Below are 24,621 nucleotides of genomic sequence, written 5' to 3'. Positions count from 1 at the left end.
GGACACCAAGGACGTCACCACGCTCGGCCGCGGCGCCTCCGACACGACGGCCGTGGCCCTGGCGTTTTTTACGTGGCCGGCGTCTTCTCGGCCGACCCCCGGATCGTCCCCGCGGCGCGCAAGCTCGACCGCGTCTCCACCGAGGAGATGCTCGAGATGGCGGCCAGCGGCGCGAAGGTCCTCCACCTGCGCTGCGTGGAGTACGCGCGCCGGTACAACGTCCCGATCCACGTGCGCACCTCCTTCGACTACGTCGAGGGCACCTGGATCACCCCCGAATCCGAGCAGGACGGAGCCACTGACGTGGAGCAGGCGATCATCTCCGGCGTCGCGCACGACCGGTCCCAGGCCAAGATCACCGTGGTCGGCGTGCCCGACAAGGTGGGCGAGGCGGCGCGCATCTTCGAGACCCTCGCGTCCAGCGAGGTGAACATCGACATGGTCGTGCAGAACGTCTCGGCCGCGTCCACCGGCCTGACGGACATCTCCTTCACGCTGCCCCGCGACGACGGCCAGGGCGCCATGTCGGCGCTGGCGCGCATCCAGGACGAGGTCGGCTACGACAAGCTCCTCTACGACGACCGCGTCGGCAAGGTCTCCCTCATCGGCGCCGGCATGCGCAGCCACCCCGGCATCACCGCCAAGTTCTTCACCGCCCTGGCCTCGGCCGGCGTCAACATCGAGATGATCTCCACCTCGGAGATCCGCATCTCGGTCATCGTCGCCGAGCAGCAGGTCGACACCGCGGTCCGCTCGACCCACACCGCGTTCGACCTGGACGCCACCGAGGTCGAGGCCGTCGTCTACGGGGGTACCGGTCGATGAGCGGCCTCAACATCGGCGTCGTCGGCGCCACCGGCCAGGTCGGCGTCGCGATGCGGCAGATCCTGGCGGAGCGCGGCTTCCCCGTGAACAGCATCCGCTTCTTCTCCTCGGCCCGCTCGGCCGGCAAGGTGCTCGACTACGAGGGCACCGAGGTCGTCGTCGAGGACGCCGAGACCGCCGACCCGTCCGGCCTGGACGTCGCGCTCTTCTCCGCCGGCGCCACCGCCTCGCGGGCCTTCGCGCCGAAGTTCGTGGACGCCGGCGTCATCGTCGTCGACAACTCCAGCGCCTTCCGCAAGGACCCGGCGATCCCGCTCGTCGTCTCCGAGGTCAACCCCGACGCGGCCGCCGCCGTGATCGAGGCCGGTCGCGGCATCATCGCCAACCCGAACTGCACCACGATGGCCGCGATGCCGGTCCTCAAGCCGCTGCACGACGAGGCCGGCCTGGTCCGCCTCATCGCCTCGACCTACCAGGCCGTCTCCGGCTCCGGCATCGCCGGCGTCGACGAGCTCGCCACGGGCGTGGCCACGGCGGGCGAGAAGGCGCGCGAGCTGGCCTACGACGGCGAGGCCGTGGCGTTCGGCGAGCCGGGCGTCTACAAGCGCACCATCGCCTACAACGTCCTGCCCTTCGCCGGGAACCTCGTGGACGACGGCCTCAACGAGACCGACGAGGAGCAGAAGCTCCGCAACGAGTCCCGCAAGATCCTGGGCATCCCGGACCTGCGCGTCTCCGGCATCTGCGTCCGCGTCCCGGTCTTCACCGGCCACTCGCTGGCGATCAACGCCGAGTTCGAGCGGGCGATGACCCCCGCCCGGGCCGCCGAGCTGCTCGCGGACGCCCCGGGCGTCCAGCTCGCCGACATCCCGAACCCGCTCGCCGCCGCCGGCAAGGACCCGTCCTACGTCGGCCGCCTGCGCACGGACCCGGGCGTCGACGGCGACCGCGGCCTCGCGCTGTTCATCAGCAACGACAACCTGCGCAAGGGCGCCGCCCTCAACACCGTGCAGATCGCCGAGCTGGTCGCCGCCGCGAGCTGACCACCGCACGCAGCCCACGGGCCCCCGTCCACCACGGACGGGGGACCGTGGTCGTTCGTGGGGCCGCGGCGGTCCGGGAGGTCAGTCGAGCTCCTCCGCCGCGGTGGTGAGGAGCTGTGCGAGCAGGTAGAAGGCGGCGGACACGACGAGCAGGACGCCGGCCAGGGCGACGCCCGGCACGCGGTCGGCCAGCATCACCGCGATGACGGCGGTGGCGCCGGTGCCCAGCAGCGCCGTGGCGCCGGGCTGGGGGGACCGGACCTGGCGCAGCAGCGCGCCGCCGGACAGGACCCCGGCCATGAGCGCCAGCACGAGCAGCGTGGCCCCCGGCCCCTGCCCGCAGCTCGCGGTGCCCGCGGCCTGGAGGCAGCCGCGCTGCGCGAGCGCCACGAGCACGACCATGACGGCCGCCGCGCCGAGGCCGGCGACAGGGGCCAGCAGGTACGGGGACGCGGCCCCCAGCAGCGCCTCCTGCCAGGGAACGGGCCGCTCCGGCTCCTCGAGGTCGTACAGGTCGACGTCGTCGGGCAGCGCGGTCGCCGACGGGTGGGCCGCGGAGGGCGTCGTGGCGGCCGGCAGCACGGCCGTGGGCTCCGCGACGGGCCAGGAGGCGTCGCGGGGCTCGGCGAGGGTCTCAGCGGCCCCTGAGGGCGTCTCCGGGCCGCGGCCGTCGTGGCTGTCGTGCTCGTCGTGGTCCTCGCGCACGCGGCGGACCGGCGCGCCGGCCGTCTGCTCGCCCGGCACCGCGCGGACGCGGCGCAGCGGCGCCTCGGCCGGGGCGGCCCCGGGCACGGCGTGGACGCGGCGCACCGGCTGGGTCTCGGTCAGCGGGGCCACCGCGTGCGGGGGGTAGACCGGCGGGTGCACCGGGGTCTGGGGAGCCGCGGGGGCGGGCCCGGGAGCGGCGTCCGGCCCGGCGTCGCGGGCCCGACGGCGTGACAGCAGCCCGCGCAGGCTGGGCGCGCTGAGCTTGTCGCGCTCACGGTCGGGCATGCAGGGAGTGTGGCACGCGCCACGTGCTCCGGAGAATACGCCCGGGGGTCCCGGGAGCCGTCCGGACCCCGTCCGGGAGCGGCGTCCGGGCCCTGCTCGAGAGGGACGGCAGAGGCCCCTCCGGAACGTCCTGCCCCTTGCGGGGGAGACGGCACAGGGGCCCGGCGCAGAGCGCCGGACCCCTGTGGTCCTGCTGTCGGGCTGACAGGATTTGAACCTGCGGCCTCCTCGTCCCGAACGAGGCGCGCTACCAAGCTGCGCCACAGCCCGATGTGCTCCGCCATCAGCGGCTCACAAGCACGGGAGCATAGCCCAGCGGCACCTCGGGCCCCCAATCGGGGCGAGGGGTGGATCGGGGTTCAGGACGAGGCGTCCGTCGACGGCACGAGGGTGAGCAGCGCGGCCTCCGGGCGGCACGCGACACGCACCTGCGCGAAGGGGCTCGTGCCGAGGCCGCCGCACACGTGCAGCCAGGACGAGCGAGCGTCGCCGGGGCGCGAGTCGGCGGGGTGGCGGTGCAGCCCCCGGGCGCGGGCGGTGTCGAGGTCGCAGTTGGTCGTGAGGGCCCGCCCGCCCGGCAGGCAGACCTGGCCGCCGTGGGTGTGCCCGGCGAGAACGGCGTCCCAGCCGCGGCCGGCGAAGTGGTCGAGGACGCGGAGGTAGGGCGCGTGAGCGACGGCCAGCCGGACGTCCGCGTCGGCGGGTGCCGGCGCGTCGACCGCGTCGAGGTCGTCGTAGGCGAGGTGGGGGTCGTCGACGCCGGCGAAGGCCAGGTCGGTGCCCTTGACAGTCAGCCGGCCGGTCGCGTTGGTGAGGTCGAGCCAGCCGCGCCCGCGGAAGGTGGCGGACAGGTGCCGCCACGGCAGCTCGGGCACGTCGGTGTGCCGCTTGCCGTCGTCGGGCAGCAGGTAGCGGAACGGGTTGCGCACCCGCGGCTCGTAGTAGTCGTTGGAGCCGAGGACGAACACGCCCGGTGCGTCCAGGAGGGGCCCGAGGGCCTCGACCAGCGGCCCCACGGAGCGCTGGTGGGCGAGGTTGTCGCCGGTGTTGACGACGAGGTCGACCGGGAGGGCCGAGAGCCGGGTCAGCCAGTCCCGCTTGCGCGTCTGGCCGGGGGTCAGGTGGATGTCGGAGAGGTGCAGCACCTTGATCGGGTCGGCCCCGGCGGGCAGGACCGGGACCCGGTAGCGCCGCAGCACGTACCGCTGGGCCTCCACCATCCCGCCCGCCAGCGCTGCCGCGCCCGCCAGGCTCACCCCCAGCGCCGCGAGGAGCGGGGCCGAGGGCCTCGGCAGGGAGGCGGGAATCGACGTGAGGCGCACGGGGCCAGGCTGCCACAATGGCGGGCATGAGCACTCTCAAGGACCGTCTGCGCACCGACCTCACGACCGCCATGAAGGCCCGTGACGAGCTCCGGTCCTCGACCCTGCGCATGGTGCTGGCCGCCGTCACCACCGCGGAGGTGGCCGGCAAGTCCGCCAAGGTCCTCTCGGACGACGAGGTGGTGGCCGTGCTCACCAGCGAGGCCAAGAAGCGGCGCGAGGCCGCGACCGCGTTCGCCGACGGCGGCCGCGCGGAGTCGGCCGAGCGGGAGACCGCGGAGGCCGGGGTGATCGCCGAGTACCTGCCGGAGCAGCTCACGGAGGCCGAGATCGCCGAGATCGTCACCGAGGCGGTGGCGGCGACCGGGGCCGCGGGCGAGGGCATGCGGGCCATGGGCAAGGTCATGGGCCTGGTCCAGCAGCGCACCAAGGGGCGCGCGGACGGCGGCGCGGTCGCCGCCGAGGTCAAGCGTCAGCTCGGCGCCTGATCCCAAGGAGGCGCCTCGCAGGGAGGCGACTCCCGCAGACGCGACTCCCACCCAGACGACGAGGGGCCCCGGACCAACAGGTCCGGGGCCCCTCGTCGCGGAGCGCGGCGTCAGCCCGTGGGCCGCTGCCGGCCGGCGTCACCCGCCGTTGCCGTTGCCGTTCCCGTTCCCGTTGTTCCCGCTGTTGCCGCCGTTGCCGTTGTTGGAGCTGTTCCCGTTGTTCGAGCTGTTCCCGTTGGAGCTGTTGTTGCTCGAGCTGTCGGAGCTCGCGCCGCTGCTCGGGCTCGTGGTGGTCGCCGGCGTCCCGTTGGAGATGTACAGCGTGATCGTCGAGCCCTGCGCCGCGCTGCTGCCGCCGCTGGGGGAGGTGTAGGCGACGAGGCCGCTGCTGATCGAGGAGTTCACCGTGGAGCCGGTGGAGACCCCGAAGCCGGCGGCCTCGAGGGTCGAGGTGGCCTCGCTCACCGACATGCCAGAGACCGACGGCACGCTCGCCTGGACGCCGTTGACGACCTCGCTGGTGGGCGCCGTGAAGTCCACGTTCGGCAGCTGGTCGTCGATCGCCTTCATGGCGTCGCCCCAGATCGGCGCGGCGTAGCCGGAGCCGGAGGCCTCGGAGACGTAGCGGCCGTTGAGGTACTTGCCCACGAGGGACTCGGGCTGGCCCGCGCTGTTGACGCCGGCGATCATCGACACGGCGGCCATGTTCGAGGTGTAGCCCGCGAACCAGACGGCCTGGCCGCTCTGGGTCGTGCCGGTCTTGCCGGCGGCGGCCTGGTCGAGGGCCTGGGCGGAGGCGAAGCCGCCCTCGATGACGCCGCGGAGCACCGCGTTGACGCCGTCGGCGGTGGTCGCCGGCATGACCCGCGAGCAGGACTTCGAGTAGGTCTTCACGGTGTTCCCGTTCGGGCCCGTGATCGAGACGACCGGGCGGGCCGAGCAGTGGATGCCGCGGGCCGCGAAGGTCGCGTACGCCTCGGCCATCGAGAGGACGTTGGTGTCGGCGATGCCCAGGGTGAAGGACGGCACCAGGTACTGGCTGCGCGCGGCCTTGCCCTTGAGGCTGGTGATGCCCATCTTCGTCGCGAGCTCGTACGGCTTGCAGACGCCGGTGCGCTGCTCGAGCTGCGCGAAGAACGTGTTCACGGAGTTCTGCGTGCCGGTGTAGAGCGTGTACGTGCCCGAACCGGTGGAGTTGTTCACCGTCCACGACGCGCTGCTCTGGTAGTAGCCGTCGCAGACCTTGAAGCTGTTCTCCGCCAGCGTGATGGTCTGCGGTGCGTTGATCGTCGTCACGAGCGGGATGCCGTCGTTGATCGCCTGGGAGAGGACGAACGGCTTGAAGGTCGATCCGGCCTGGAAGCCGTTGGAGTCGCCGTACTCGCTGGGCACGACGTAGTCGAGGTACGTCTCGCCCTTCTTCTTGTTGCGGCCCATCGGTCTCGACTGCGCGATGGCCTTCACGTCCCCGGTGCCGGGCTCGACCATCGCGAGGCCGCCGATGGCGCCGTCGGTGGACTTCACCGCCGTGGAGACCGCGTTGTCCGCGGCCTTCTGGTAGTCCATGTCCAGCGTCGTCTGGATGGTGAGGCCGCCGGTGTAGAGCAGGCGGCGGCGGGCCTTGACGGTCTTGCCGAGGTCGGAGTCGGCGAGCAGGTAGTTGACCACGTAGTCGCAGAACCACGGCGCGGTCGCGGAGACGCAGCCGTTCTGGTTCTTCTGCACGTCGAGCCCGAGGCCCTCGCTCTCCAGCTTGCTGGCCTTCTTCTCGCTGATCACGTTCAGCTGGGCCATGCGCGCCAGGACCGTGTCGCGGCGGTCCTTCGCCCGGGCCTTGTCGTTGGTCGGGTCGTAGCCGTAGGGGTTCTTCACGAGGCCGGCCAGGAGCGCCGCCTGCTTGGCGGTGAGGTCCTTGGCGTTGACGTTGAAGTAGTGCTTCGCCGCCGCCTGGATGCCGTAGGCGCCGTCGCCGAAGTAGACGATGTTCAGGTACCGCTCGAGGATCCAGTCCTTGCTGTGCTGCTGCTCCAGCGCCACCGCGTACCGCAGCTCGGTGAGCTTGCGGGAGTAGGTGTCCGCGGTCGCCGCGGCCTGCTCGGCCTTGGTGGTGGCCTGGTTCACCAGCGTCTGCTTCACCAGCTGCTGGGTGATGGAGGAGCCGCCCTGCACGGTGCCGCCCGAGGCCTGGTTGGTGACGAACGCGCGCAGCGTGCCCTTCACGTCCAGGGCGCCGTGCTCGTAGAAGCGGTAGTCCTCGATCGAGAGGATCGCCTTCACCATGATCCGGGAGACCTGCCGGAGCGGGACCTCGACGCGGTTCTGGTCGTACAGCGAGGCGATGGTGTCGCCGTCGCTGTCGAGGATGGTGGTGCGCTGGGCGAGGTCGGTGGTCTCCAGCTCCTCGGGCAGCTCGTCCATGGTCTTCGCGACGCCCTGGACGCTGACGCCCACGAGGCCCGCGAAGGGGATGGCGAGCCCGGCGACGACGACGCCGAGGACGACGGAGACAGCCAGCATCACACCGAGGTGCGAGGAGATCCTGGCCGCGGTACGTGATGCGGACATGGCCGCAAGGGTACGGGAGCAGGGCACGTCGGACGTGGTCGGCGAGGCCGCGTGGTCCCTCTCACCCACCTGGGCGGGCCGGTGTGCGCACAGGTCCGTCACCGGGGGGCCACGGGCTGCTCCCCTGACCCGCACACGTCCGGCACAGAGGGCGAACAGATGCTCACTGCGGAACGGCCTCCAGGGGGCCTCCGTCGCGGGGGTCCGGAGCATGCTCCCGCCCTGCGCGTACCCCAGGTGAAGTAGCGGACGCTCGCGTCCGGATCTCGGACGAGGGGTGCGGAGTCTCCCGCATGGTCTCGGGAGTAGTCCGGCCGCGTCGGCGAGAGGGTGCCGCTGACCTGCGACGATGGCGAGCGCTGCGCGACACGTGTCTGCCGTTGGGAGATCGTTAACCCCACCGAAACATCGTGTTAGCACCCCAGGAACTGGGGGGTATGAGCGGACTAGTCCGAACGGACTACGTGGATTGGGTACTTCGTGCCTGCACCTCGGGGATGCACGTGTTCTTAACTTTGCCCAGGGACAAAGACGGGTCAGCGCTGTCCATGGGGGTGGACGGCGCAAGGACCCCTGAGTGATGTAAGGGACGACATCATGTGGGTTGAAGACTGGGCGCCGAAGGCTGCCTGCCGCGAGGCGCAGCCGGACGAACTCTTCGTTCGAGGCGCGGAGCAGAACAAGGCCAAGCAGGTCTGCCAGGGCTGCCCTGTGCGGACCGAGTGCCTCGCCGAGGCGCTGGACAACCAGATCGAGTGGGGCGTGTGGGGAGGCATGACGGAGCGGGAGCGCCGAGCGCTGCTGCGTCGCAAGCCCACCCAGTCGTGGCGATCGGTCCTCGAGACCGCGCGCACGACGCACACCGCCCCGGTGACCGAGGCCGTGCCGGTGCGCGCGGCCGCGCCCGTCATCGGCTGACGCGACGTCGCTGAGCGCCCCGGTGGCGCCGACCGTCGGTCGGCGTCCCGGGGCGTGGCACGGCATCGGACCCGCTCACCCGGCTCAGCCGCGTGCGAGCAGGGTGCCCACGCGTCGCAGGCCCTTGAGGTCGTGGACGTCGCCCGGCAGTGCTGCCACGGTGACGGTCGCGACGTCGGGGTGTGCGGCGGTGAAGCGGCTGGACAGCAGCTGCTCGCGCTGCACGGCGGCCCAGCGGTCGGCGTGCAGACGGAGCAGTCCGGCGGCGAGGGAGTCCTTGCGGCGGGCGCGCAGGCGTGCGGCCGCCGCGGTCGCCTCGTCCGCGGGCAGCTTGCTGCGCGGCTCCGGGGTGGCGCGGTTGACGACCATGCCCGCCAGCGGCATGCCGTCGCCGTCGAGGCGCTCGACGAAGTACTCCGCCTCGCGGAGCGCGTCCGGCTCGGGCGCGGCCACGACGAGGAACGCCGTGCCGTCGGCCTGGAGCAGCGCGTAGGTCTGCTGAGCCCGGGCGCGGAAGCCGCCGAAGACGGTGTCGAGCGCCGCCACGAAGGTCTGCAGGTCCGTGAGGATCTGCGCGCCGAGGATCTTCGTCAGCGCGCCCGTGACCAGCCCAAGGCCGGCCGTCATCAGCTTCGCCGGGCCCTTGGCCGGCGCCACCATGAGCCGGAGGAACCGCCCGTCCAGGAAGCTGGAGAGCCGCTCCGGGGCGTCCAGGAAGTCGAGCGCGGACCGCGAGGGCGGGGTGTCGACGACGATGAGGTCGTAGGTGCCCTCCGCCTGGGCGCGTGCCCGGATCTGGCCGAGCTTCTCCATGGCCATGTACTCCTGGGTGCCCGCGAACGAGCTGGAGAGCGCCACGTAGAACGGGTTGTCCAGGATCGCCCGGGCGCGCTCGGGGCTGGCCTGGGAGAGCACGACGTCGTCGAACGTCCGCTTCATGTCGAGCATCATCGCGTCGAGGCTGCCGCCCGCCGTGCCGTCCACGCCCACGACGGGACGGGGCGTGTTGTCGAGCTGCTCGATGCCGAGGGACTGCGCCAGTCGGCGCGCCGGGTCGATGGTGAGGACGACGACCTTCCGGCCGCGCTCGGCGGCCCGCAGCGCGAGCGCCGCCGACGTGGTGGTCTTGCCGACCCCGCCCGAGCCGCAGCACACGACGATGCCGGTGGTGGGGTCGTCCAGCAGGGCGTCGACGTCCAGCTCGGGCGCCACCCCGGGGCGCGAGGCCAGCGGGCCCACCCGCTCCCGGCGGCTCATGCGAACCCCTGCCCGCGCAGGTCCGCGGCCAGCTCGTAGAGCGCACCGAGGTCCACCCCGCCTGGCAGCCTGCCCAGCTCGGCGACCGGCACGTCGAGCGCGCCGACGACCTCGCGCTGCGCGTCCTCCAGCGCCCTGCGCTCGGCGTGGTCGCGGGCCTCGGAGGCCAGGCCGTCCAGGAGGACCTTCGTGGGCTTCACCCCCGCCAGCTCGAGCTCGCGGCCGAGGGCGTCCTTGTCGAGCCGGCCGCGCAGGGCGAGGGCGAGGTCGTCGTCCGAGACGTCGCGGGGCCGGACCTGGTTCACGACCACGCCGCCCACGGGCATGCCGTGCCGGCGCAGCTCGGCGATGCCGTCCGCGGTCTCCTGCACGGGCATCTCCTCGAGCACGGTCACGAGGTGCACCGCGGTGCGGGGCGAGCGGAACAGGGACATCATCTGGTCGGCCTGCTTCTTCACCGGGCCGACCTTGGCCAGGCCGGCGACCTCGTCGGAGACCCCGAGGAACTGCGCGATCCGGCCGGTCGGCGGAGCGTCCAGGACGACGGCGTCGTACTCGACCGCACCGCGGTTGCGCGAGTTGCGCTGCACCGCCTCGTAGACCTTGCCGGTGAGCAGGACGTCGCGGACGCCGGGCGCGATCGTGGTGGCGAACTCGACGACGCCGAACTTCTCCAGGGCCCGCCCCGCGCGACCCAGCCGGTAGTACATGGCCAGGTACTCCAGGAGCGCTGCCTCGGGGTCGATGCTCAGCGCGTGGACGCTGCCGGCCCCCTGGGGGTCGCGCAGCCCGGTGGCGATCCGGCGCTCAGCGTAGGGCAGCGGGTCCACGTCGAACATCCGGGCGATGCCCTGGCGTCCCTCGACCTCGCACAGCAGCACCTGCTTGCCGTGGGAGGCGAGCGCCAGCGCGAGCGCCGCGGCCACCGTCGACTTGCCGGTGCCGCCCTTGCCCGTCACCACGTGCAGCCGGGCGCGGGGCCAGTGGGAGGTCACGCCGCCAGGCTAGTGCGCCCACCCCACCCGCGGGCAGGAACGAGGCGGCAGCCCGGTGACCACCACCGCGGGATCGGAGCCACCGTGCGCGACCCCGGACGCGCCGAGGGCCCGGCACGCGGTGCGTGCCGGGCCCTCTCCAGGGACCTCTCGGGGCGAGGGGGTCAGGGGTGCTTCAGCGGGTGACTCAGTGGGCGAGCGCGACCTGGTCGGCCGAGGCGTTCTCCTCGACGAGGGAGCGGCGGCCGGCGCCCTTGAGGACGATGACCATGCCGGCGGTCACCAGGGTGCCGATGACGATGGCGGCCAGGTAGCCGGGGATGCCGGAGATCAGCGGGGTGACCCAGATGCCGCCGTGCGGGGCGGCCAGGCCGCTGCCGAAGGCGCCGACCAGGGCGCCGGTGATGCCGGAGCCGACCATGATCGAGGGGATGACGCGCAGCGGGTCGGCCGCGGCGAACGGGATGGCGCCCTCGGTGATGAAGGAGGCGCCCAGCAGCCAGGCGGCCTTGCCGTTCTCGCGCTCGGCCGCGGTGAACAGGTTCTTGCGCACCACGGTGGCCAGCGCGAGGCCCAGCGGCGGGGTCATGCCGGCGGCCATGACGATCGCCATGACGGTGAGCTCGGTGCCGTTGGAGGCGATGGCCTCGGCGGTGAGCCCGCCGGCGGCGAAGGTGTAGGCAACCTTGTTGACCGGGCCGCCCATGTCGAAGGCCATCATCAGGCCGAGCACGAGGCCGAGGACGATGAGGGAGCTGCCGGACATCGAGTTGAGGCCGTCGGTGAGCGCGGTCTGCAGGGCGGCCAGCGGGCGGCCCAGGATGAGCAGCATGATGATGGCGACGGCCAGCGTCGACAGCAGCGGGGTCACCACGACGGGCATGATGCTCGCGAGGCTGCGGGGCACGTTGAGACGGCTGATGCCCAGGGCGATGAGACCGGCGAGGAAACCGCCGACCAGGCCGCCGAGGAAGCCGGCGCCGACGGTGCCGGCCAGCGCACCGGCGACGAAGCCGGGGGCGATGCCGGGGCGGTCGGCGATCGCGAAGGCGATGAAGCCGGCGAGGACCGGGACGAGGAAGCCGAAGGCGGCGACGCCGGCCTGGAAGAGGAGCGCGGCCCACTGCATGCCCGACGTCGGGTCGAAGTCGGTGATGAGGTCGGTGACGGCGATGCCGGTCACGTCGATCGCGCCGCTCTTGCCGCCGACGAAGTTGGCGAGCATGAAGCCGAGGGCGATGAGGATGCCGCCCGCGGCGACGAACGGGATCATGTAGCTCACGCCGGTCATCAGCCACTGGCGCACGCGGGTGCCGATGCCGCCGGAGGCGTCGACCTTGCTGGCCAGCGCCGGGCCGCCGCTGACGGCGGAGGCGGCGGACGGAGCGGTGCGGCCCTGGGCGGCGGCCGCGACGGCCTCCTCGACCAGGCCGGCGGCGTCGTTGATCGCCCGCTTCACGCCGGACGTCACCGTGGGGATGCCCGCGAAGCGCTGCTTGTCGCGCACCTCCACGTCCGCGGCGAAGATGACGGCCTCGGCGGAGGTGAGGGCCTCGGCCGAGAGGCGCTGGGCGCCGCCGGCGCCCTGCGTCTCGACGACGATCTCGTGGCCGGCGTTGCGCGCAGCGATCTCCAGCGCCTCGGCAGCCATGTAGGTGTGCGCGATGCCCGTGGGGCACGACGTCACGGCGATGAGCTTCATGGTCCTGGTCCTTCTGTCCTGGGGGCCTGCGGCCGCCCTCCGGGTCGATCCCCGGGAGCCCTGTGACCCCTGTCACCGAGATTGTGTGACCTGGGTCGCCCTAAAAGCAACCTGAAACCACATGAAAACAGGAGAACGAAGCAAAAAGCGGGCACAGGTGGGCGTGCGCGAGCCGCGGGAGACGGGCCCGTCAGGACGCTCTTGAGGACCCGATCGGCAGTCGCCGAACCCTCCTGAGATGACCCCGCGATGTGACATCCCCGCAGGTCCGGGGCAGTGTGGATGACCGTTTGCCGGTCCGGCACCCCGCTGCCGTGACCCCCGCTGAGGTGTGCCCGAGGGCTGCCCGCGGGGCGCCGCGCGGCCCGCGTCCGCCTGAGAACCGCCTGAGTAAAAGTTGCGGCGAGGGCGGTTGGACGCCCCCGGATCCGGCAATCAGTAGTCACGGCCATCGTCGTCCACCGAGAGGCAAGCATGACCAGCAGTCCCCCCACCGACCACGTCGAGCAGGCGAGCAGCGCCCCGGAGCCCGAGCGCTCCGGCTGGCGTCCACGCATGGGCGCCCCCCGGGTGTTCCTGCCCTCCGCCGGCCTCCTCCTCGCGTTCGTGGTGATCGCCGCCGTGATCCCGGGCCGCTTCGGGGAGTTCGTCACGGCGGTCAACACCTCGGTGGTGCAGGACCTCGGCTGGTTCTACGTGCTCGTGGTCACCGGCTTCGTCGCCTTCTCGCTCTGGGCCGCGCTGTCGCCGGTCGGCGAGATCGTCCTGGGCAAGGACGACGAGGAGCCCGAGTTCGGCCTCTTCTCCTGGTTCGCCATGCTCTTCGCCGCCGGCATGGGCATCGGCCTCGTCTACTGGGGCGTCGCCGAGCCGCTCAACCACTTCGCGAGCCCGCCGCCGGGCACCGACACGGGCCGTGGCGAGGGCTACGTCGCCCGCGTCGCCATGGACACCACGTTCCTGCACTGGGGCCTCCACGCCTGGGCGATCTACGTCGTCGTGGGTCTCGCGATCGCCTACGCGGTGCACCGCAAGGGCCGCCCGATCTCCATTCGGTATGCGCTCGAGCCGCTGTTCGGCAAGCGCATCCTCGGCTTCTGGGGCGACGTCGTCGACGTCATCGCCGTCGTCGGCACCCTGTTCGGCGTCGCGACCTCGCTGGGCTTCGGCGTCACGCAGGTCGGCGCCGGCCTGAGCTTCCTCGGCGTGGTGGACGAGGCCTCGACCCCGCTCCTGGTGGTGCTCATCGCCGCCATCACCGCGGTCGCGCTCGTGTCCGTCATCTCGGGCGTCGACAAGGGCATCAAGATCCTGTCGAACATCAACATGGGCGTCGCCGCCGGACTGGTGCTCCTCGTGCTGATCCTGGGCCCGACCGTGTTCCTGCTCTCGGACTTCGTCACCCAGATCGGGTCCTACCTGCAGAACTTCCTGTCGATGGCGTTCAACGTCCGGCCCTTCACCGGCCAGGCGGGCGAGACCTGGCTGTCGGGGTGGACCACCTACTACTGGGGCTGGTGGATGAGCTGGGCGCCGTTCGTCGGCGTCTTCATCGCCCGCATCTCCCGCGGCCGCACCGTCCGCGAGTTCGTCGGCGGCGTCCTGCTCGTCCCGACCCTCGTCACGTTCCTGTGGTTCTCCGTGCTCGGCGGCTCCGCCCTGTACCGCGAGCTCTACGGCAGCGGTGGCCTCGTGAACGCGGACGGCACCGTCAACACCGACACCGCCCTCTTCCAGCTGCTCGAGGGCCTGCCGTTCGGCACCGTCCTGGCGGTCGTGGCGATCGTCCTCATCGTCGTCTTCTTCGTCACCAGCTCCGACTCCGGCTCCTTCGTGGTCGACATGCTGGCCGAGGGCGGCAACCCCAACCCGCCGATCTGGAGCCGTGCCTTCTGGGCCACGATGGAGGGCGTCGTCGCCGCGGTGCTGCTCGTCGCGGGGGGCCTCTCGGCGCTCCAGACGATGTCGATCCTCGTGGCGATGCCGTTCAGCATCGTGATGGTCCTGATGGTGGTGGCCACGGCCAAGGCGCTCATGGGCGAGCAGCGGATGATCCAGCGGCGCCGCCGGCGCTGGCTGGCCCGCGACATCGCCGAGGAGATCGCTGCCGGGGAGCACGACGGCCAGTCCCCGTCCGGCACCACGTCCGCCGCCACGTACGGCGCCACGTCCAGCACTGGCAGCGCCGGCGCCTGACGCACTCCGCCCACCGCCCTCGCCGCCACCCCTCCCGGGAAGGCGCCGGGGGCGGTGCCGCGTCCGGGCGCGGGAGGTCCGGGCGCGGCGCGGGCGGGCGCGTCATGAGTAGGGTGCGGGCATGACCAAGTGGCAGTACCAGGTGGCGCCCATCCCGCTCCACAACGAGGCCCTCATGCTCAACAACTTCGGCGAGGACGGCTGGGAGCTGGTGACCATCCAGACCAACGCCCAGGGCGGCCTCGTCGCCTTCCTGAAGCGGCCGGCCGAGTGACCCCCGAGGAGCGGCTCGCCGAGCTCGGCCTGGCGGTGCCGGACGTGGTGGCGCCGGTCGCCTCCTACACGCCCGCCGTCCGCAGCGGCCGGCACGTCTTCACCTCGGGCCAGCTGCCCATGCGCGCCGGGGAGCTCATGGCCACCGGCAAGGTCGGCGGCGAGGTGACCGCCGAGGAGGCCTACGCCTGCGCGCAGCAGTGCGCCCTCAACGCGATCGCGGCCGTCAAGGCCGAGCTGGGCGACCTCTCCCTGGTCGCCCGCGTGGTGAAGGTGGTCGCCTTCATCGCCTCCACGCCGGACTTCACCGGCCAGCCGGGCGTCGCCAACGGCGCCTCCGAGCTGCTGGGCCAGGCCTTCGGCGAGGCCGGCGTGCACGCCCGGTCCGCGGTCGGCGTCCCGGTCCTCCCGCTCGACGCGCCCGTCGAGGTCGAGCTCGTCGTCGAGGTCGCCTGAGCCGTGCCCCACGTCCCGCTGCCGCCCACCCCGCTGCCTCCCGAGCTCGTCGAGGCGGCGCGGGAGGTGGCGGCGGGACGCCGCACGCCGGCCGCGCCGCGGGACGCGGCCACCGTGCTCCTCCTGCGGGACGGCCCGGGCGGTGTCGAGACCTACTACCTGCTCCGGCAGCGCTCGATGGCCTTCGCCGCGGGCATGGCCGTCTACCCCGGCGGCGGGGTCGACCCCCGCGACGCGGACGGTGACGTGCCCTGGGCCGGGCCTTCGCCCGCGCGCTGGGCGGACCGGCTCGGGTGCACCGAGTCCGAGGCCCGGGCGGTGGTGTGCGCCGCGGTGCGGGAGACCTTCGAGGAGTCGGGGGTGCTGCTGGCCGCCCCGGACGGGTCGGCGGACGTCGTCCGCACGGACGACGAGGGGGACCTGGCCGGGTGGGAGGCCGACCGGGCCGCCCTGGAGTCCCGCGACCTGGCGCTGGGAGACCTCCTGCGCCGCCGCGGTCTCGTGCTGCGCAGCGACCTCCTGCACCCCTGGGACGCCTGGACCACGCCCGAGCTCGAGCCCCGGCGCTACCGCACCTGGTTCCTCGCCGCGGCGCTCCCGGCCGGCCAGGCCACGCGGGACGTCTCGGGCGAGTCCACCTCCGTGGAGTGGGCCCCGGCGCTGGGCCAGGCCGAGCGCGCCGAGGCCGGCGAGGTGGCGATGATGCCGCCCACGTACCTGACCTCCCTGGAGGCGGGCTCGTTCGCGACGGTCGCCGACGCGCTCGCGGACGCGTCCGGCCGTGACCTCACGCTGTTCACGCCCGTGCCGCACGAGACCGACGACGGCTGGTTCTTCCGCTACCCCGACCGCCTGGAGCGGCTGCTCGCGGCCCGCGGGCGGGCCAGGTGAGCGACGGGTCGTCCGCGGCGTCGGCGGGCGCCGCCCGCTGGGCCGGGGGCACGTTCGGGGAGCGCGGACGCTGCGTGCTCGCCGCCAACGCCGGCCCGATGACGCTCGATGGCACGAACACCTGGGTCCTGGCCGAGCCCGGCGCCTCGCGCTGCGTCGTCGTCGACCCCGGCCCCGAGCTGATCGCGCACCTGGACGCCGTCGCGGGGGTCGCCGAGGAGGCGGCCGGGTCGGTGGCCGCCGTCCTGCTCACCCACCACCACGCCGACCACGCGGAGGCGGCGAGGTCGTTCGCCGAGCGGGTCGGCTGCGGCGTCCGGGCCCTGGACCCCGGGCTCACCCTGGGCGACGAGGGCCTGGCGGACGGCGACGTGGTGGCCGTCGACGGGCTCGAGCTGCACGTCGTGGCGACCCCGGGCCACACCGGCGACTCGCTGTCCTTCTGGCTGCCCGCCGAGCGCGCCCTGCTCACCGGCGACACGGTGCTCGGCCGGGGCACGACCGTGGTCGCGCACCCGGACGGCGACCTGGGCGCGTACCTCGGCTCGCTCGACCGGCTGCACGCGCTGGTCTCGTCGGTGGAGGCGGCCACCGTGTGGCCCGGGCACGGCCCGGTGCTGCCGTCGGCCCTCGACGTCCTCGACGCCTACCGCGCCCACCGCCGCGACCGACTGGAGCAGGTCAGGGCTGCCGTCTGGGGCCTTGGGCTCACGCCGGCCGACCCGCACCTGCTCGACCACGCCCGCACCGTCGTCGAGCAGGTCTACGCGGACGTCGACCCGGTGCTGTGGGGTGCCGCCGAGCTGTCCGTCCGCGCGCAGCTGGCGTACCTGGCCCGCTGACGCCGGCCCCGCCCGCTGACGCCTGGCCCCGCCCGCTGACGCCGGCACGCCGCCGTCGGCTCAGGCGACCTCGGTGGGCAGCTCGGACATGGGCGTGACCGTGGCGTCGCGGACCAGCTGCGCGGTGACGCCCAGCCGGCGGGCGATGCGCACGGCCGCCCAGCCGAGGTAGACGACGCTCAGCGCGACGATGACGTACCGGTTCGCGGCGTCCGTGCCCAGGACGCTGACGAGGAACTGGGTGCTGAAGAGGGCGACCAGGATGCCGGCGTCCCGTGCCGTGAGCCGCAGGTCGAGGAGGAGGGCGACGGCGAACAGCGACTGCGCCGCGGTGATGAGCAGCTCGAACCGCTGGTCGGTGTCCATCGGCAGGCCGGCGGTGGTGCCGGCGGTGAGGCCGAAGACGATCGGGAGACCGCCGACGAGCAGCGTCCACTGGTTCACCTTCGAGGACAGCAGCGCGCCGAGGGACTCGTCCGCCTTCATCCGCCACGCGTAGAGGCAGGCGACGATCAGCTCGGGGGACTCGCTGGCCAGCGGGGCGATCCACTGGACGAGGAGGAACTGGGAGACGCCCAGCTCCTCGCCGGTGGAGGTGAGCGACTCCGCGAAGTGCTCGGCGCAGGCGAGGATGACGAGGCCGGCGACGACGAACGTGCCGATCACCCAGGCGCGCCGGGGGCGGGTGTCGAGGCCGCCCATCCAGGCGGACGTGCCGAGGAGGTCGGGCTCGGAGGCCTCCATCCGGGACAGGCGCCACGCGTAGCCGGCGAAGATCGCCAGGAAGACCGCGGAGTCGACGAGCGTGAGGCTGCCGCGCAGCGGCAGCGTGAGGGAGTAGAGCGTCGCCAGGCCGAGGAAGACGACCTCGACGCTCATCGCCGGGGCCAGGCGGACCTCGGCGGGGCGGTGCCCCCGCCCGTCCTCGCGACCACTGTCCGAGCGCCCGCCGTCCTTGCGTCCGCGCCAGAGCGCGAGCGTCGCGACGAGGACGACGAGCGGCCAGCCGACGCCGACGAGCACCCGGTTGGCGCCGGTCATGTTGGCCAGGGCGAGGCCGCAGACGTCGGGCGTCCCGCCGTCGCCGGCGTAGGCGCCGCCGCACTGGGTGGTGAAGACGAAGTCGACGGCGTACTCGGGCAGCACGGCGACCAGCGCCAGCAGCGCCAGTGCGAGCCCTGCGTTGATGTCGACCTGCACGGCCTCGGCGGCCCAGCTCAGCAGGAACGCGGCGCCCACGATCGCGAGACCGTAGACCAGCACGAGGATCGGCGAGGCGATCTGGGGCGCGGGCAGGCCCAGGTAGGCGGCCGCGCCGAGGTAGGTCCCCGGGACGGCCATGAGGGCCGCGACCCCGAGCGGCACCGGCGGGCGGGCGGTGGAGACGTCCGTGCTCGTCGACATGCCTCACAGGATCGCGGGGCGTCAGGTGCCTCGGTTCACCCGTCGAGGAGCCCCGGACGCGCGACGACCCCCGACCCAGGGCCCGGGGGAGCCGCTGGTCGGGGGTCGTGCGGGTGGTGCTGGGTCGCTCGCGCGGTGCTGTGTCAGGTGGCGCGCTGCTGGGTCAGCGGGCGCGCTTGGCGAGGCGCTCGAGGTCGAGGATGACCACGGAGCGGGGCTCGAGGCGCAGCCAGCCGCGGCTGACGAAGTCGGCCAGCGCCTTGTTCACGGTCTCGCGGGAGGCGCCGACCAGCTGGGCGAGCTCCTCCTGGGTGAGGTCGTGGTTGACGTGGACGCCGTCGTCGGCGGTGCGGCCGAAGCGGTCGGCGAGGTCGAGCAGCGCCTTGGCGACACGGCCGGGGACATCGGAGAACACCAGGTCCGCGACGACGTCGTTGGCCTTGCGCAGGCGGCCGGCGAGCTGGGCGAGCAGGCCGCGTGCCACGACGGGGCGACCCTCGAGCCAGCGCAGCAGGTCCTCGTGGGAGAGGGACGCGAAGGAGCAGTCGGTCACCGCGGTGACGGCGGCCGAGCGCGGGCCCGGGTCGAAGAGCGAGAGCTCACCGAACATCTGGCCGGGTCCGAGGATCGCGAGCAGGTTCTCCCGACCGTCGGTCGAGGTGCGGCCCAGCTTCACCTTGCCGTCGAGCACGATGTAGAGCTTGTCGCCGACGTCGCCCTCGTGGAAGAGCACCTCGCCGCGGCGCAGCCGGCTCTCGGTCATCGAGGCGCGCAGCGCCGAGGCTGCCTCGTCGTCCAGCGCGCTGAACAGCGGCGCCTGACGCAGTACGTCGTTGTCCACCAGGGACCTCCCACTCGCTCATCTCAGGGCACCCGACCCAGGTCGGGCGTCAGCATCCTATCCGGGGTGGTCCGGACACGTGCGGTCGGCTCGCCGCGCGTGGCGAGGACTCCTGTGCTGGGCGTGTGAGGTGCTCACCTCGGCGGGGTCGGTGCCGTCGCCTACCCTCGTGGGCGTGGCGGACGACGACGTGCAGACCCAGCCGGTGACGGCACCGCGCCGACGCGCCCCGAAGGCCTTCTCGACGGTCGGTGAGACCGAGCTGTCGCTGGTCCGACGCGCCCGCCGGATGCACCGCGTGCTGGCCGAGACCTACCCGGACGCCCACTGCGAGCTGGACTTCGACGACCCCTTCCAGCTCCTCGTCGTCACGGTGCTCTCCGCCCAGACCACGGACAAGCGCGTCAACGCCGTGCGGCCCACGCTGTTCGCCGCCTACCCGGACCCCCGCTCGATGGCGGCCGCGGACCGGGAGACGCTCGAGGGCATCGTCGGGCCCCTGGGGTTCTTCCGGGCCAAGACGGAGTCGCTGCTCAGGCTCTCCGCAGCGCTCGTGGCCGACCACGACGGCCAGGTGCCGGCCCGGCTCGACGACCTGGTGAAGCTGCCCGGGGTCGGCCGCAAGACGGCCAACGTGGTGCTCGGCAACGCCTTCGACGTCCCGGGCATCACCGTCGACACCCACTTCGGCCGCCTCGCCCGCCGGTTCGGCTGGACGGAGGAGACCGACCCGGTCAAGGTCGAGCACGCCGTCGGCGCCCTGTTCCCCAGGCGCGACTGGACGATGCTGTCCCACCGCCTCATCTGGCACGGCCGCCGTCGCTGCCACGCGCAGAAGCCCGCCTGCGGGGCCTGCCCGGTCTCCCGCTGGTGCCCCGCGTTCGGCACCGGCCCCGTCGAGCCCGAGGCCGCCCAGGCGCTCGTGCGCACCGAGGGCCGAGCGTGAGGCCCACCCCCGCCCGCGCTGCCGGTCGCCGGTGGCGCGCCGCCCTCGCCGCGGGCTGCGCGGCCGTCGTCCTCGCGCTCACCGGGTGCGCTCCGGACGCCTCGACCACCGCCACCGGCGGGGAGGACGCCGCCGAGCAGGCCGTGGGCGGCGGCGACAAGATCGACGTCGACACCCCCGCGCTGGAGCGGCTCAAGGCCGCCGCCGGGATCGCCGACTGCCCGACCGCCACCGGGGACGGCGCCGTGGACGGCGGCCTGCCCGACCTCACCCTGCCCTGCCTCGGCGGGGGCGCGGACGTGGACCTGGCCGACCTGCGGGGGCCGCTCGTGCTCAACGCCTGGTACTCCAGCTGCGCGCCGTGCCGCAAGGAGCTGCCGGTGCTCGCCGAGTTCGACGCCGAGCACGGGGACGAGGTGACCATGCTGGGCGTCGACTACGCCGACCCGCAGACCACCGCCGCCCTCCAGCTGCTCCGGGACTCCGGGGTCACCTACCCCTCGGTGGCCGACACCGACGGCGCGATCGTCACCGACGAGACGATGCGGATCGTGGGGTTCCCGACCACCGTCCTCGTCGCCGCCGACGGGACCGTCGCGTACGTCCACGCCGGTGAGATCACCTCGGTCGCGCAGCTGGAGAAGCTCGTCGAGCAGTACCTCGGGGTGGACCTGTGAGCCTGCCGACGCCCGCGTGGCTGGAGCCCGTGCGCCGGGCCTGCCAGGAGATGCGGGCCACCGACCTCACCCGCTTCGTGCCGCCCGCCGACGGCAGCGCCCGCCCCGGCGCCGTGCTGGTGCTCTTCGGTGCGCGCCCCGGCGTCGACGTCGACCACGCCGACCCGGACGCCTGGCACGACGCGGGGGACCTGCTGCTCACCGAGCGGGCCCACGACATGCGCTCGCACCCGGGTCAGGTCTCCTTCCCCGGCGGCTCGCTCGACGAGGGCGAGGGCGTCGAGGAGGCCGCGTTGCGGGAGGCCGAGGAGGAGGTCGGGCTCGACCCGGCGGCCGTCGAGGTGGTCGGACGGCTGCCCGAGCTGTGGCTGCCGCCCTCGAACTTCGCCGTCACCCCGGTCGTCGGCTGGTGGGCCGGGCCGGGCGGCGTCCACGTGGCCAGCCGCGCCGAGGTGCACGCCATCCACCGCGTCCCCCTGGCCGAGCTGGTCGACCCCGAGCACCGGCGCACCGTCGTCGGCCCCAGCGGCTACCGCGGGCCGGGCTTCCTCATCGGCGAGGACCACGACGTCGTCCTGTGGGGCTTCACGGGCGGCATCGTCGCCCGCCTCCTGGACCACCTGGGCTGGTCCCGACCCTGGGACACCCGGCGCGAGGCCACCCTGCCCGACTACATGCTGCGGATGGACGAGGCGACCCGTCGCCGCGCCCGGCTGCTCGACATCGAGGACGACCTGTGAACATCCTCGACTGGGTGCTGGTCGTCCTCGCCGCCACCTACGCCCTCTCCGGCTACTGGCAGGGCTTCATCACCGGCGCCTTCGCCACCTCCGGGCTGCTGCTCGGCGGCCTCGCGGGCGTCTGGCTGGCGCCCCTGGCCCTGGGCGACGCGGGCTCGTCGCTGCTGGTCTCGCTGGCCGCGGTCTTCATCGTCATCGCCTGCGCCTCGGTCGGCCAGGCCGTCCTCCAGTGGACCGGCGCGAAGGTGCGGGACAGGGTGACCTGGCGTCCCGCCCGCGCGGTGGACGCCGTGGGCGGTGCCGCGCTGTCGGCGGCCGCCGTCCTGCTGGTCGCGTGGGCGCTCGGCGTGGCGGTCTCCGGAACCCGCATCCCGGGCGTCACCAACCAGGTGCGCTCCTCCACGGTGCTGGCGGAGGTGGACCGGCTGCTGCCGACCTCGGCCGACAACGCCCTCGAGGGGTTCAACACGCTGGTGGGCGCCAGCGTCTTCCCCCGGTACCTCGAGCCGTTCGACAGCGAGACGATCGTGGCGGTCGACCCGGGTGACGACCGCATCCTGCGGCGCCCCGGCGTGGCGGCCGCGGCCTCCTCGGTCGTGCGGGTCACCGGCGTCAACAGCTGCGGCGAGGGCGTGGAGGGCACCGGCTTCGTCTATGCCGACGGCAAGGTGATGACGAACGCCCACGTGGTCGCCGGCATCACCGACCCCGACGTCGACATCAGCGGCACGAGCCGGTCGGCGACCGTCGTCCTCTACGACCCGGACCTCGACATCGCCGTCCTCGACGTCGACACCGGCACGGCGTCCCCGCTGGACTTCGACGACACCGCGGCGGGCGACACGGTGGCGATCGCCGGCTACCCGCTCGACGGGCCGTACGACGTGCGCTCCGCGCGCGTGCGCGCCGAGCAGCGGCTGCGCTCGCCCGACATCTACGGCGACGGGACCGTGCTGCGCGAGGTCTACTCGCTGCGCGGGCTCGTGCGGCCGGGCAACTCCGGCGGCCCGATCCTCGACGGGCAGGGCGACGTCGTGGGCGTGGTCTTCGCCGCGTCGGTGACCGATTCCGACACCGGCTACGCGCTCACCGCGGACCAGGTGGCCCAGGCGGCGCAGGCGGGGGAGTCCGCCGACACGGCGGTCTCGACGGGCGCCTGCGCGTCCTGACCCCGCACGGGGTCAGGCGGGACGCGCGTGGGGAGGTGACGCCGGGAGGCGTCAGGCCTTGCCCTTGAGCGCGTTCGGGATCTCCTTGCCCTGCGCGATGGCGCGCTCGGGGGCGCGGACCTTCTTCACGCTGCGGATGCCGGCGAAGACCAGGCCGCCGATGATGAGCACGTAGGCGACGACCACGATCAGGAACGACCACATCAGCGGGAGGCCGTGGCCGTCCCAGTTGATGAAGAGGGCGATCGTGATGGACAGCATCACGAGGGTGAGGCAGGCCAGGAACGCGGCGGCGGCGAACAGCCCGACGCCCACACCGCCGAACTTGGCGCTGATCTTGAGCTCGCTCTTGGCGAGCTCGATCTCCTGCTTGACCAGCGTGGAGAGGTCGCGGCTGGCGTCGGCGACGAGCTTGCCGATGGTGGGATCGGTGTCCTTGACCGGCTCCATGGCGATCAGCTGCTCCTTCTGCGGTGCGTCCCGGGCAGGACGACCCTAGCGGTTCGTGGTCACCCCGTCGGGGGCACCCGGCCCGGGTCCCCGCGGGGCGGGGCGGGCCGGGGGCCGCGGCGTCAGGACGCCGGGGGCGTGCTGGGACGTCCGTCGCCGGTCTGGAAGACGTCCGGGATGTCGTCGTGGTCGGCGTCGACCTGCTCGAGCTCGTAGAGCTTGCGGTAGACCCGGTTGCGGGCGCGCAGGACGACGCTGGCCAGCAGGGCCGCGACGATCGAGCCGACGAGCACGCCCACCTTCACGTGGTCGTCCTCGGCGCTGCCGGTGCCGAACGCGAGCTCGCCGATGAGGAGCGAGACGGTGAACCCGATGCCGGCCAGCATGGCCATGCCGATGACGTCGACCCAGGAGAGCTCCTCGTCGAGGTCGGCCTTCGTGAACGTCGAGAGCAGCCAGGTGGCGCCCGAGATGCCGATGGTCTTGCCGACCACCAGGCCCGCGACGATGCCCAGCGCCACCGGGTCCTGCAGCGCCTCGACGAGGCCGGAGAGACCGCCCACGGTGACGCCGGCCGCGAAGAACGCGAACACGGGCACGGCCACGCCCGCGCTGATGGGCCGCACCAGGTGCTCGAGGTGCTCGGCGAGGCCGGGGCCCGCGTCGGGCCCGCCGTTCTTCTCGCTGCGGATCACGGGCACCGTGAACCCGAGCAGGACGCCGGCCACGGTGGCGTGCACGCCGGACTGGTGGACCAGCACCCAGGCGATGACCGCGAGCGGGATGAGCAGGTAGCCCGGGAAGATCCGCTTCTGGGCCAGGAAGCCGAAGACCGCGATCGGGACGAGGGCGGCCAGCAGGTACACCAGGTGCAGGTCGGAGGTGTAGAAGATCGCGATGATGGTGATGGCCAGCAGGTCGTCGACCACCGCCAGGGTCAGCAGGAACGTCCGCAGGCCGCTGGGCAGGTGGGTGGAGATCACCGCGAGGATCGCGACCGCGAAGGCGATGTCGGTGGCGGTCGGGATCGCCCAGCCGAGGAGGCCGTCGCCACCCAGGTTGACCAGCGTGTAGATGACCGCCGGCGCGATCATGCCGCCGACCGCCGCGGCCACCGGCAGGGCCGCCCGGCGCGGGTCGCGCAGGTCGCCGGCCACGAACTCCCGCTTGAGCTCCAGGCCCGCGACGAAGAAGAAGATGGCGAGCAGGCCGTCCGCCGCCCACGCGCCGATCGACAGGCGCAGGTGCAGGCCGAGGAAGTGGTCGGTGCCGATCTCGTAGTCGCGGATCGACGTGTACAGGTCCGCCCAGGGGGTGTTGGCCCAGACGATGGCGATCACCGCGCCCGCGATGAGCAGCAGGCCGCCGGTGGTCTCGGCGCGTAGGACGTTCGCGATCCGCGAGCTCTCGAGGAAGCTGCCGCGGGCGAAGAGGCGGGGGTTCTGGGACACAGGGGGCCTTTCGGGGTCGACGGTCACCGTGCCGACCAGACTTCCCGGCTCACCTGGGGCACACCCTACCCACGACGCGCTCCCCGGTGGGGTGGGCCCGTGGCGCCCGGACGCAGCAGGACGCCGGTGGGCTGCTGCCCACCGGCGTCCTGCCTCTGCTCGACCCGCTCGTCGGCC

22 protein-coding genes, 1 tRNA gene and 1 pseudogene are annotated in these 24,621 nt (G+C 73.2%); 13 read left to right on the top strand and 11 right to left on the bottom strand.

Going from position 1 to position 24,621, the window contains the following annotated elements; translation table 11 throughout:
• Positions 1–825 (top strand): annotated as a pseudogene (locus tag E8D37_RS07270) (aspartate kinase); the annotation flags it as partial.
• The gene (locus E8D37_RS07265) at positions 822–1,868 is read left to right on the top strand and encodes an aspartate-semialdehyde dehydrogenase (RefSeq protein WP_136569121.1); all 1,047 of its coding nucleotides are present in this window, start codon (positions 822–824) and stop codon (positions 1,866–1,868) included. The pseudogene E8D37_RS07270 and the gene E8D37_RS07265, both read left to right, overlap by 4 nt.
• 81 nt (positions 1,869–1,949) lie before the next feature.
• Here the strand turns inward: E8D37_RS07265 and E8D37_RS07260 are convergent, their stop codons facing one another.
• The 3 genes from E8D37_RS07260 to E8D37_RS07250 all read right to left on the bottom strand — a co-directional run bounded on the left by E8D37_RS07260 (position 1,950) and on the right by E8D37_RS07250 (position 4,183).
• Positions 1,950–2,861 carry a hypothetical protein gene (locus E8D37_RS07260; RefSeq protein ID WP_136569120.1) on the bottom strand — a complete coding sequence of 304 codons (912 nt, stop codon included), beginning with the start codon at positions 2,859–2,861 and terminating at the stop codon, positions 1,950–1,952.
• 196 nt (positions 2,862–3,057) lie between these two features.
• Positions 3,058–3,131: transfer RNA gene (locus tag E8D37_RS07255), tRNA-Pro, on the bottom strand.
• A gap of 89 nt (positions 3,132–3,220) precedes the next feature.
• Entirely contained in the window at positions 3,221–4,183 is a 963-nt protein-coding gene (locus E8D37_RS07250; protein WP_240770261.1) for a metallophosphoesterase, read from the bottom strand.
• 26 nt (positions 4,184–4,209) lie between these two features.
• On the opposite strand from E8D37_RS07250, the gene E8D37_RS07245 reads away from it, so the two are divergent.
• Positions 4,210–4,671, top strand: a complete 462-nt coding sequence (locus E8D37_RS07245; RefSeq protein WP_136569119.1) for a GatB/YqeY domain-containing protein — start codon at positions 4,210–4,212, stop codon at positions 4,669–4,671.
• A 138-nt stretch (positions 4,672–4,809) separates the two neighbouring features.
• On the opposite strand, the gene E8D37_RS07240 is transcribed toward E8D37_RS07245, so the two are convergent.
• The gene (locus tag E8D37_RS07240; RefSeq protein WP_168929670.1) at positions 4,810–7,236 is read right to left on the bottom strand and encodes a transglycosylase domain-containing protein; all 2,427 of its coding nucleotides are present in this window, start codon (positions 7,234–7,236) and stop codon (positions 4,810–4,812) included.
• A gap of 594 nt (positions 7,237–7,830) precedes the next feature.
• Between E8D37_RS07240 and E8D37_RS07235 the strand changes: the two genes are divergently transcribed.
• The gene (locus E8D37_RS07235) at positions 7,831–8,154 is read left to right on the top strand and encodes a WhiB family transcriptional regulator (protein ID WP_136569118.1); all 324 of its coding nucleotides are present in this window, start codon (positions 7,831–7,833) and stop codon (positions 8,152–8,154) included.
• Positions 8,155–8,238: 84 nt separating this feature from the next.
• Here the strand turns inward: E8D37_RS07235 and E8D37_RS07230 are convergent, their stop codons facing one another.
• The 3 genes from E8D37_RS07230 to E8D37_RS07220 all read right to left on the bottom strand — a co-directional run bounded on the left by E8D37_RS07230 (position 8,239) and on the right by E8D37_RS07220 (position 12,108).
• Entirely contained in the window at positions 8,239–9,411 is a 1,173-nt protein-coding gene (locus E8D37_RS07230; protein ID WP_136569117.1) for an ArsA-related P-loop ATPase, read from the bottom strand.
• On the bottom strand, positions 9,408–10,406 hold the full coding sequence (locus E8D37_RS07225) for an ArsA-related P-loop ATPase (protein WP_240770260.1): 999 nt from the start codon (positions 10,404–10,406) through the stop codon (positions 9,408–9,410). Before E8D37_RS07225 ends, E8D37_RS07230 begins: the two co-directional genes overlap by 4 nt.
• Before the next feature lie 187 nt (positions 10,407–10,593).
• Entirely contained in the window at positions 10,594–12,108 is a 1,515-nt protein-coding gene (locus E8D37_RS07220) for a PTS fructose transporter subunit IIBC (RefSeq protein ID WP_136569116.1), read from the bottom strand.
• A 474-nt stretch (positions 12,109–12,582) separates the two neighbouring features.
• Here E8D37_RS07220 and E8D37_RS07215 point away from each other — a divergent pair, with 474 nt between their 5' ends.
• The 5 genes from E8D37_RS07215 (at position 12,583) to E8D37_RS07200 (ending at position 16,766) form a co-directional block, all read left to right on the top strand.
• Positions 12,583–14,304, top strand: coding sequence for a BCCT family transporter (locus E8D37_RS07215; protein WP_240770259.1), 1,722 nt, complete (start codon positions 12,583–12,585; stop codon positions 14,302–14,304).
• A gap of 121 nt (positions 14,305–14,425) precedes the next feature.
• Positions 14,426–14,578 (top strand): hypothetical protein, encoded by a 153-nt coding sequence (locus E8D37_RS19780; protein ID WP_168929669.1) that lies wholly within the window; start codon positions 14,426–14,428, stop codon positions 14,576–14,578.
• The gene (locus E8D37_RS07210; RefSeq protein ID WP_136569115.1) at positions 14,575–15,033 is read left to right on the top strand and encodes a RidA family protein; all 459 of its coding nucleotides are present in this window, start codon (positions 14,575–14,577) and stop codon (positions 15,031–15,033) included. Before E8D37_RS19780 ends, E8D37_RS07210 begins: the two co-directional genes overlap by 4 nt.
• 3 nt (positions 15,034–15,036) lie before the next feature.
• Complete coding sequence (locus E8D37_RS07205) at positions 15,037–15,924, top strand: NUDIX hydrolase (RefSeq protein ID WP_206055627.1); 888 nt, start codon at positions 15,037–15,039, stop codon at positions 15,922–15,924.
• The gene (locus E8D37_RS07200) at positions 15,921–16,766 is read left to right on the top strand and encodes an MBL fold metallo-hydrolase (RefSeq protein WP_240770258.1); all 846 of its coding nucleotides are present in this window, start codon (positions 15,921–15,923) and stop codon (positions 16,764–16,766) included. The genes E8D37_RS07205 and E8D37_RS07200 overlap by 4 nt, the downstream gene beginning before the upstream one ends.
• 60 nt (positions 16,767–16,826) lie before the next feature.
• Here the strand turns inward: E8D37_RS07200 and E8D37_RS07195 are convergent, their stop codons facing one another.
• Entirely contained in the window at positions 16,827–18,170 is a 1,344-nt protein-coding gene (locus E8D37_RS07195; RefSeq protein ID WP_136569114.1) for a sodium:proton exchanger, read from the bottom strand.
• A 163-nt stretch (positions 18,171–18,333) separates the two neighbouring features.
• Complete coding sequence (locus E8D37_RS07190) at positions 18,334–18,969, bottom strand: Crp/Fnr family transcriptional regulator (protein ID WP_346763586.1); 636 nt, start codon at positions 18,967–18,969, stop codon at positions 18,334–18,336.
• A 331-nt stretch (positions 18,970–19,300) separates the two neighbouring features.
• On the opposite strand from E8D37_RS07190, the gene nth reads away from it, so the two are divergent.
• Genes nth through E8D37_RS07170 form a run of 4 tightly spaced genes read left to right on the top strand, consistent with a single transcriptional unit; the run spans position 19,301 to position 22,543 of the window.
• Positions 19,301–19,957, top strand: coding sequence for an endonuclease III (nth, locus tag E8D37_RS07185; RefSeq protein ID WP_136569127.1), 657 nt, complete (start codon positions 19,301–19,303; stop codon positions 19,955–19,957).
• Positions 19,954–20,634 carry a TlpA disulfide reductase family protein gene (locus tag E8D37_RS07180; protein ID WP_136569112.1) on the top strand — a complete coding sequence of 227 codons (681 nt, stop codon included), beginning with the start codon at positions 19,954–19,956 and terminating at the stop codon, positions 20,632–20,634. The genes nth and E8D37_RS07180 overlap by 4 nt, the downstream gene beginning before the upstream one ends.
• A complete protein-coding gene (locus tag E8D37_RS07175) occupies positions 20,631–21,374 on the top strand; it encodes a CoA pyrophosphatase (RefSeq protein ID WP_240770257.1) in 744 nt (247 codons plus the stop codon). The genes E8D37_RS07180 and E8D37_RS07175 overlap by 4 nt, the downstream gene beginning before the upstream one ends.
• Positions 21,371–22,543, top strand: coding sequence for a MarP family serine protease (locus E8D37_RS07170; protein WP_136569111.1), 1,173 nt, complete (start codon positions 21,371–21,373; stop codon positions 22,541–22,543). Before E8D37_RS07175 ends, E8D37_RS07170 begins: the two co-directional genes overlap by 4 nt.
• Positions 22,544–22,594: 51 nt before the next feature.
• On the opposite strand, the gene E8D37_RS07165 is transcribed toward E8D37_RS07170, so the two are convergent.
• The gene (locus E8D37_RS07165; RefSeq protein ID WP_240770256.1) at positions 22,595–22,993 is read right to left on the bottom strand and encodes a phage holin family protein; all 399 of its coding nucleotides are present in this window, start codon (positions 22,991–22,993) and stop codon (positions 22,595–22,597) included.
• A 122-nt stretch (positions 22,994–23,115) separates the two neighbouring features.
• Positions 23,116–24,444 (bottom strand): Na+/H+ antiporter NhaA, encoded by a 1,329-nt coding sequence (nhaA, locus tag E8D37_RS07160; RefSeq protein ID WP_136569109.1) that lies wholly within the window; start codon positions 24,442–24,444, stop codon positions 23,116–23,118.
• Between the last annotated feature and the right edge of the window lie 177 nt (positions 24,445–24,621).

The organism is Nocardioides sp. GY 10127 (genome assembly GCF_004919085.1).
GTDB lineage: Bacteria > Actinomycetota > Actinomycetes > Propionibacteriales > Nocardioidaceae > Nocardioides.
This window is presented reverse-complemented; position numbering and strand designations above follow the sequence as displayed.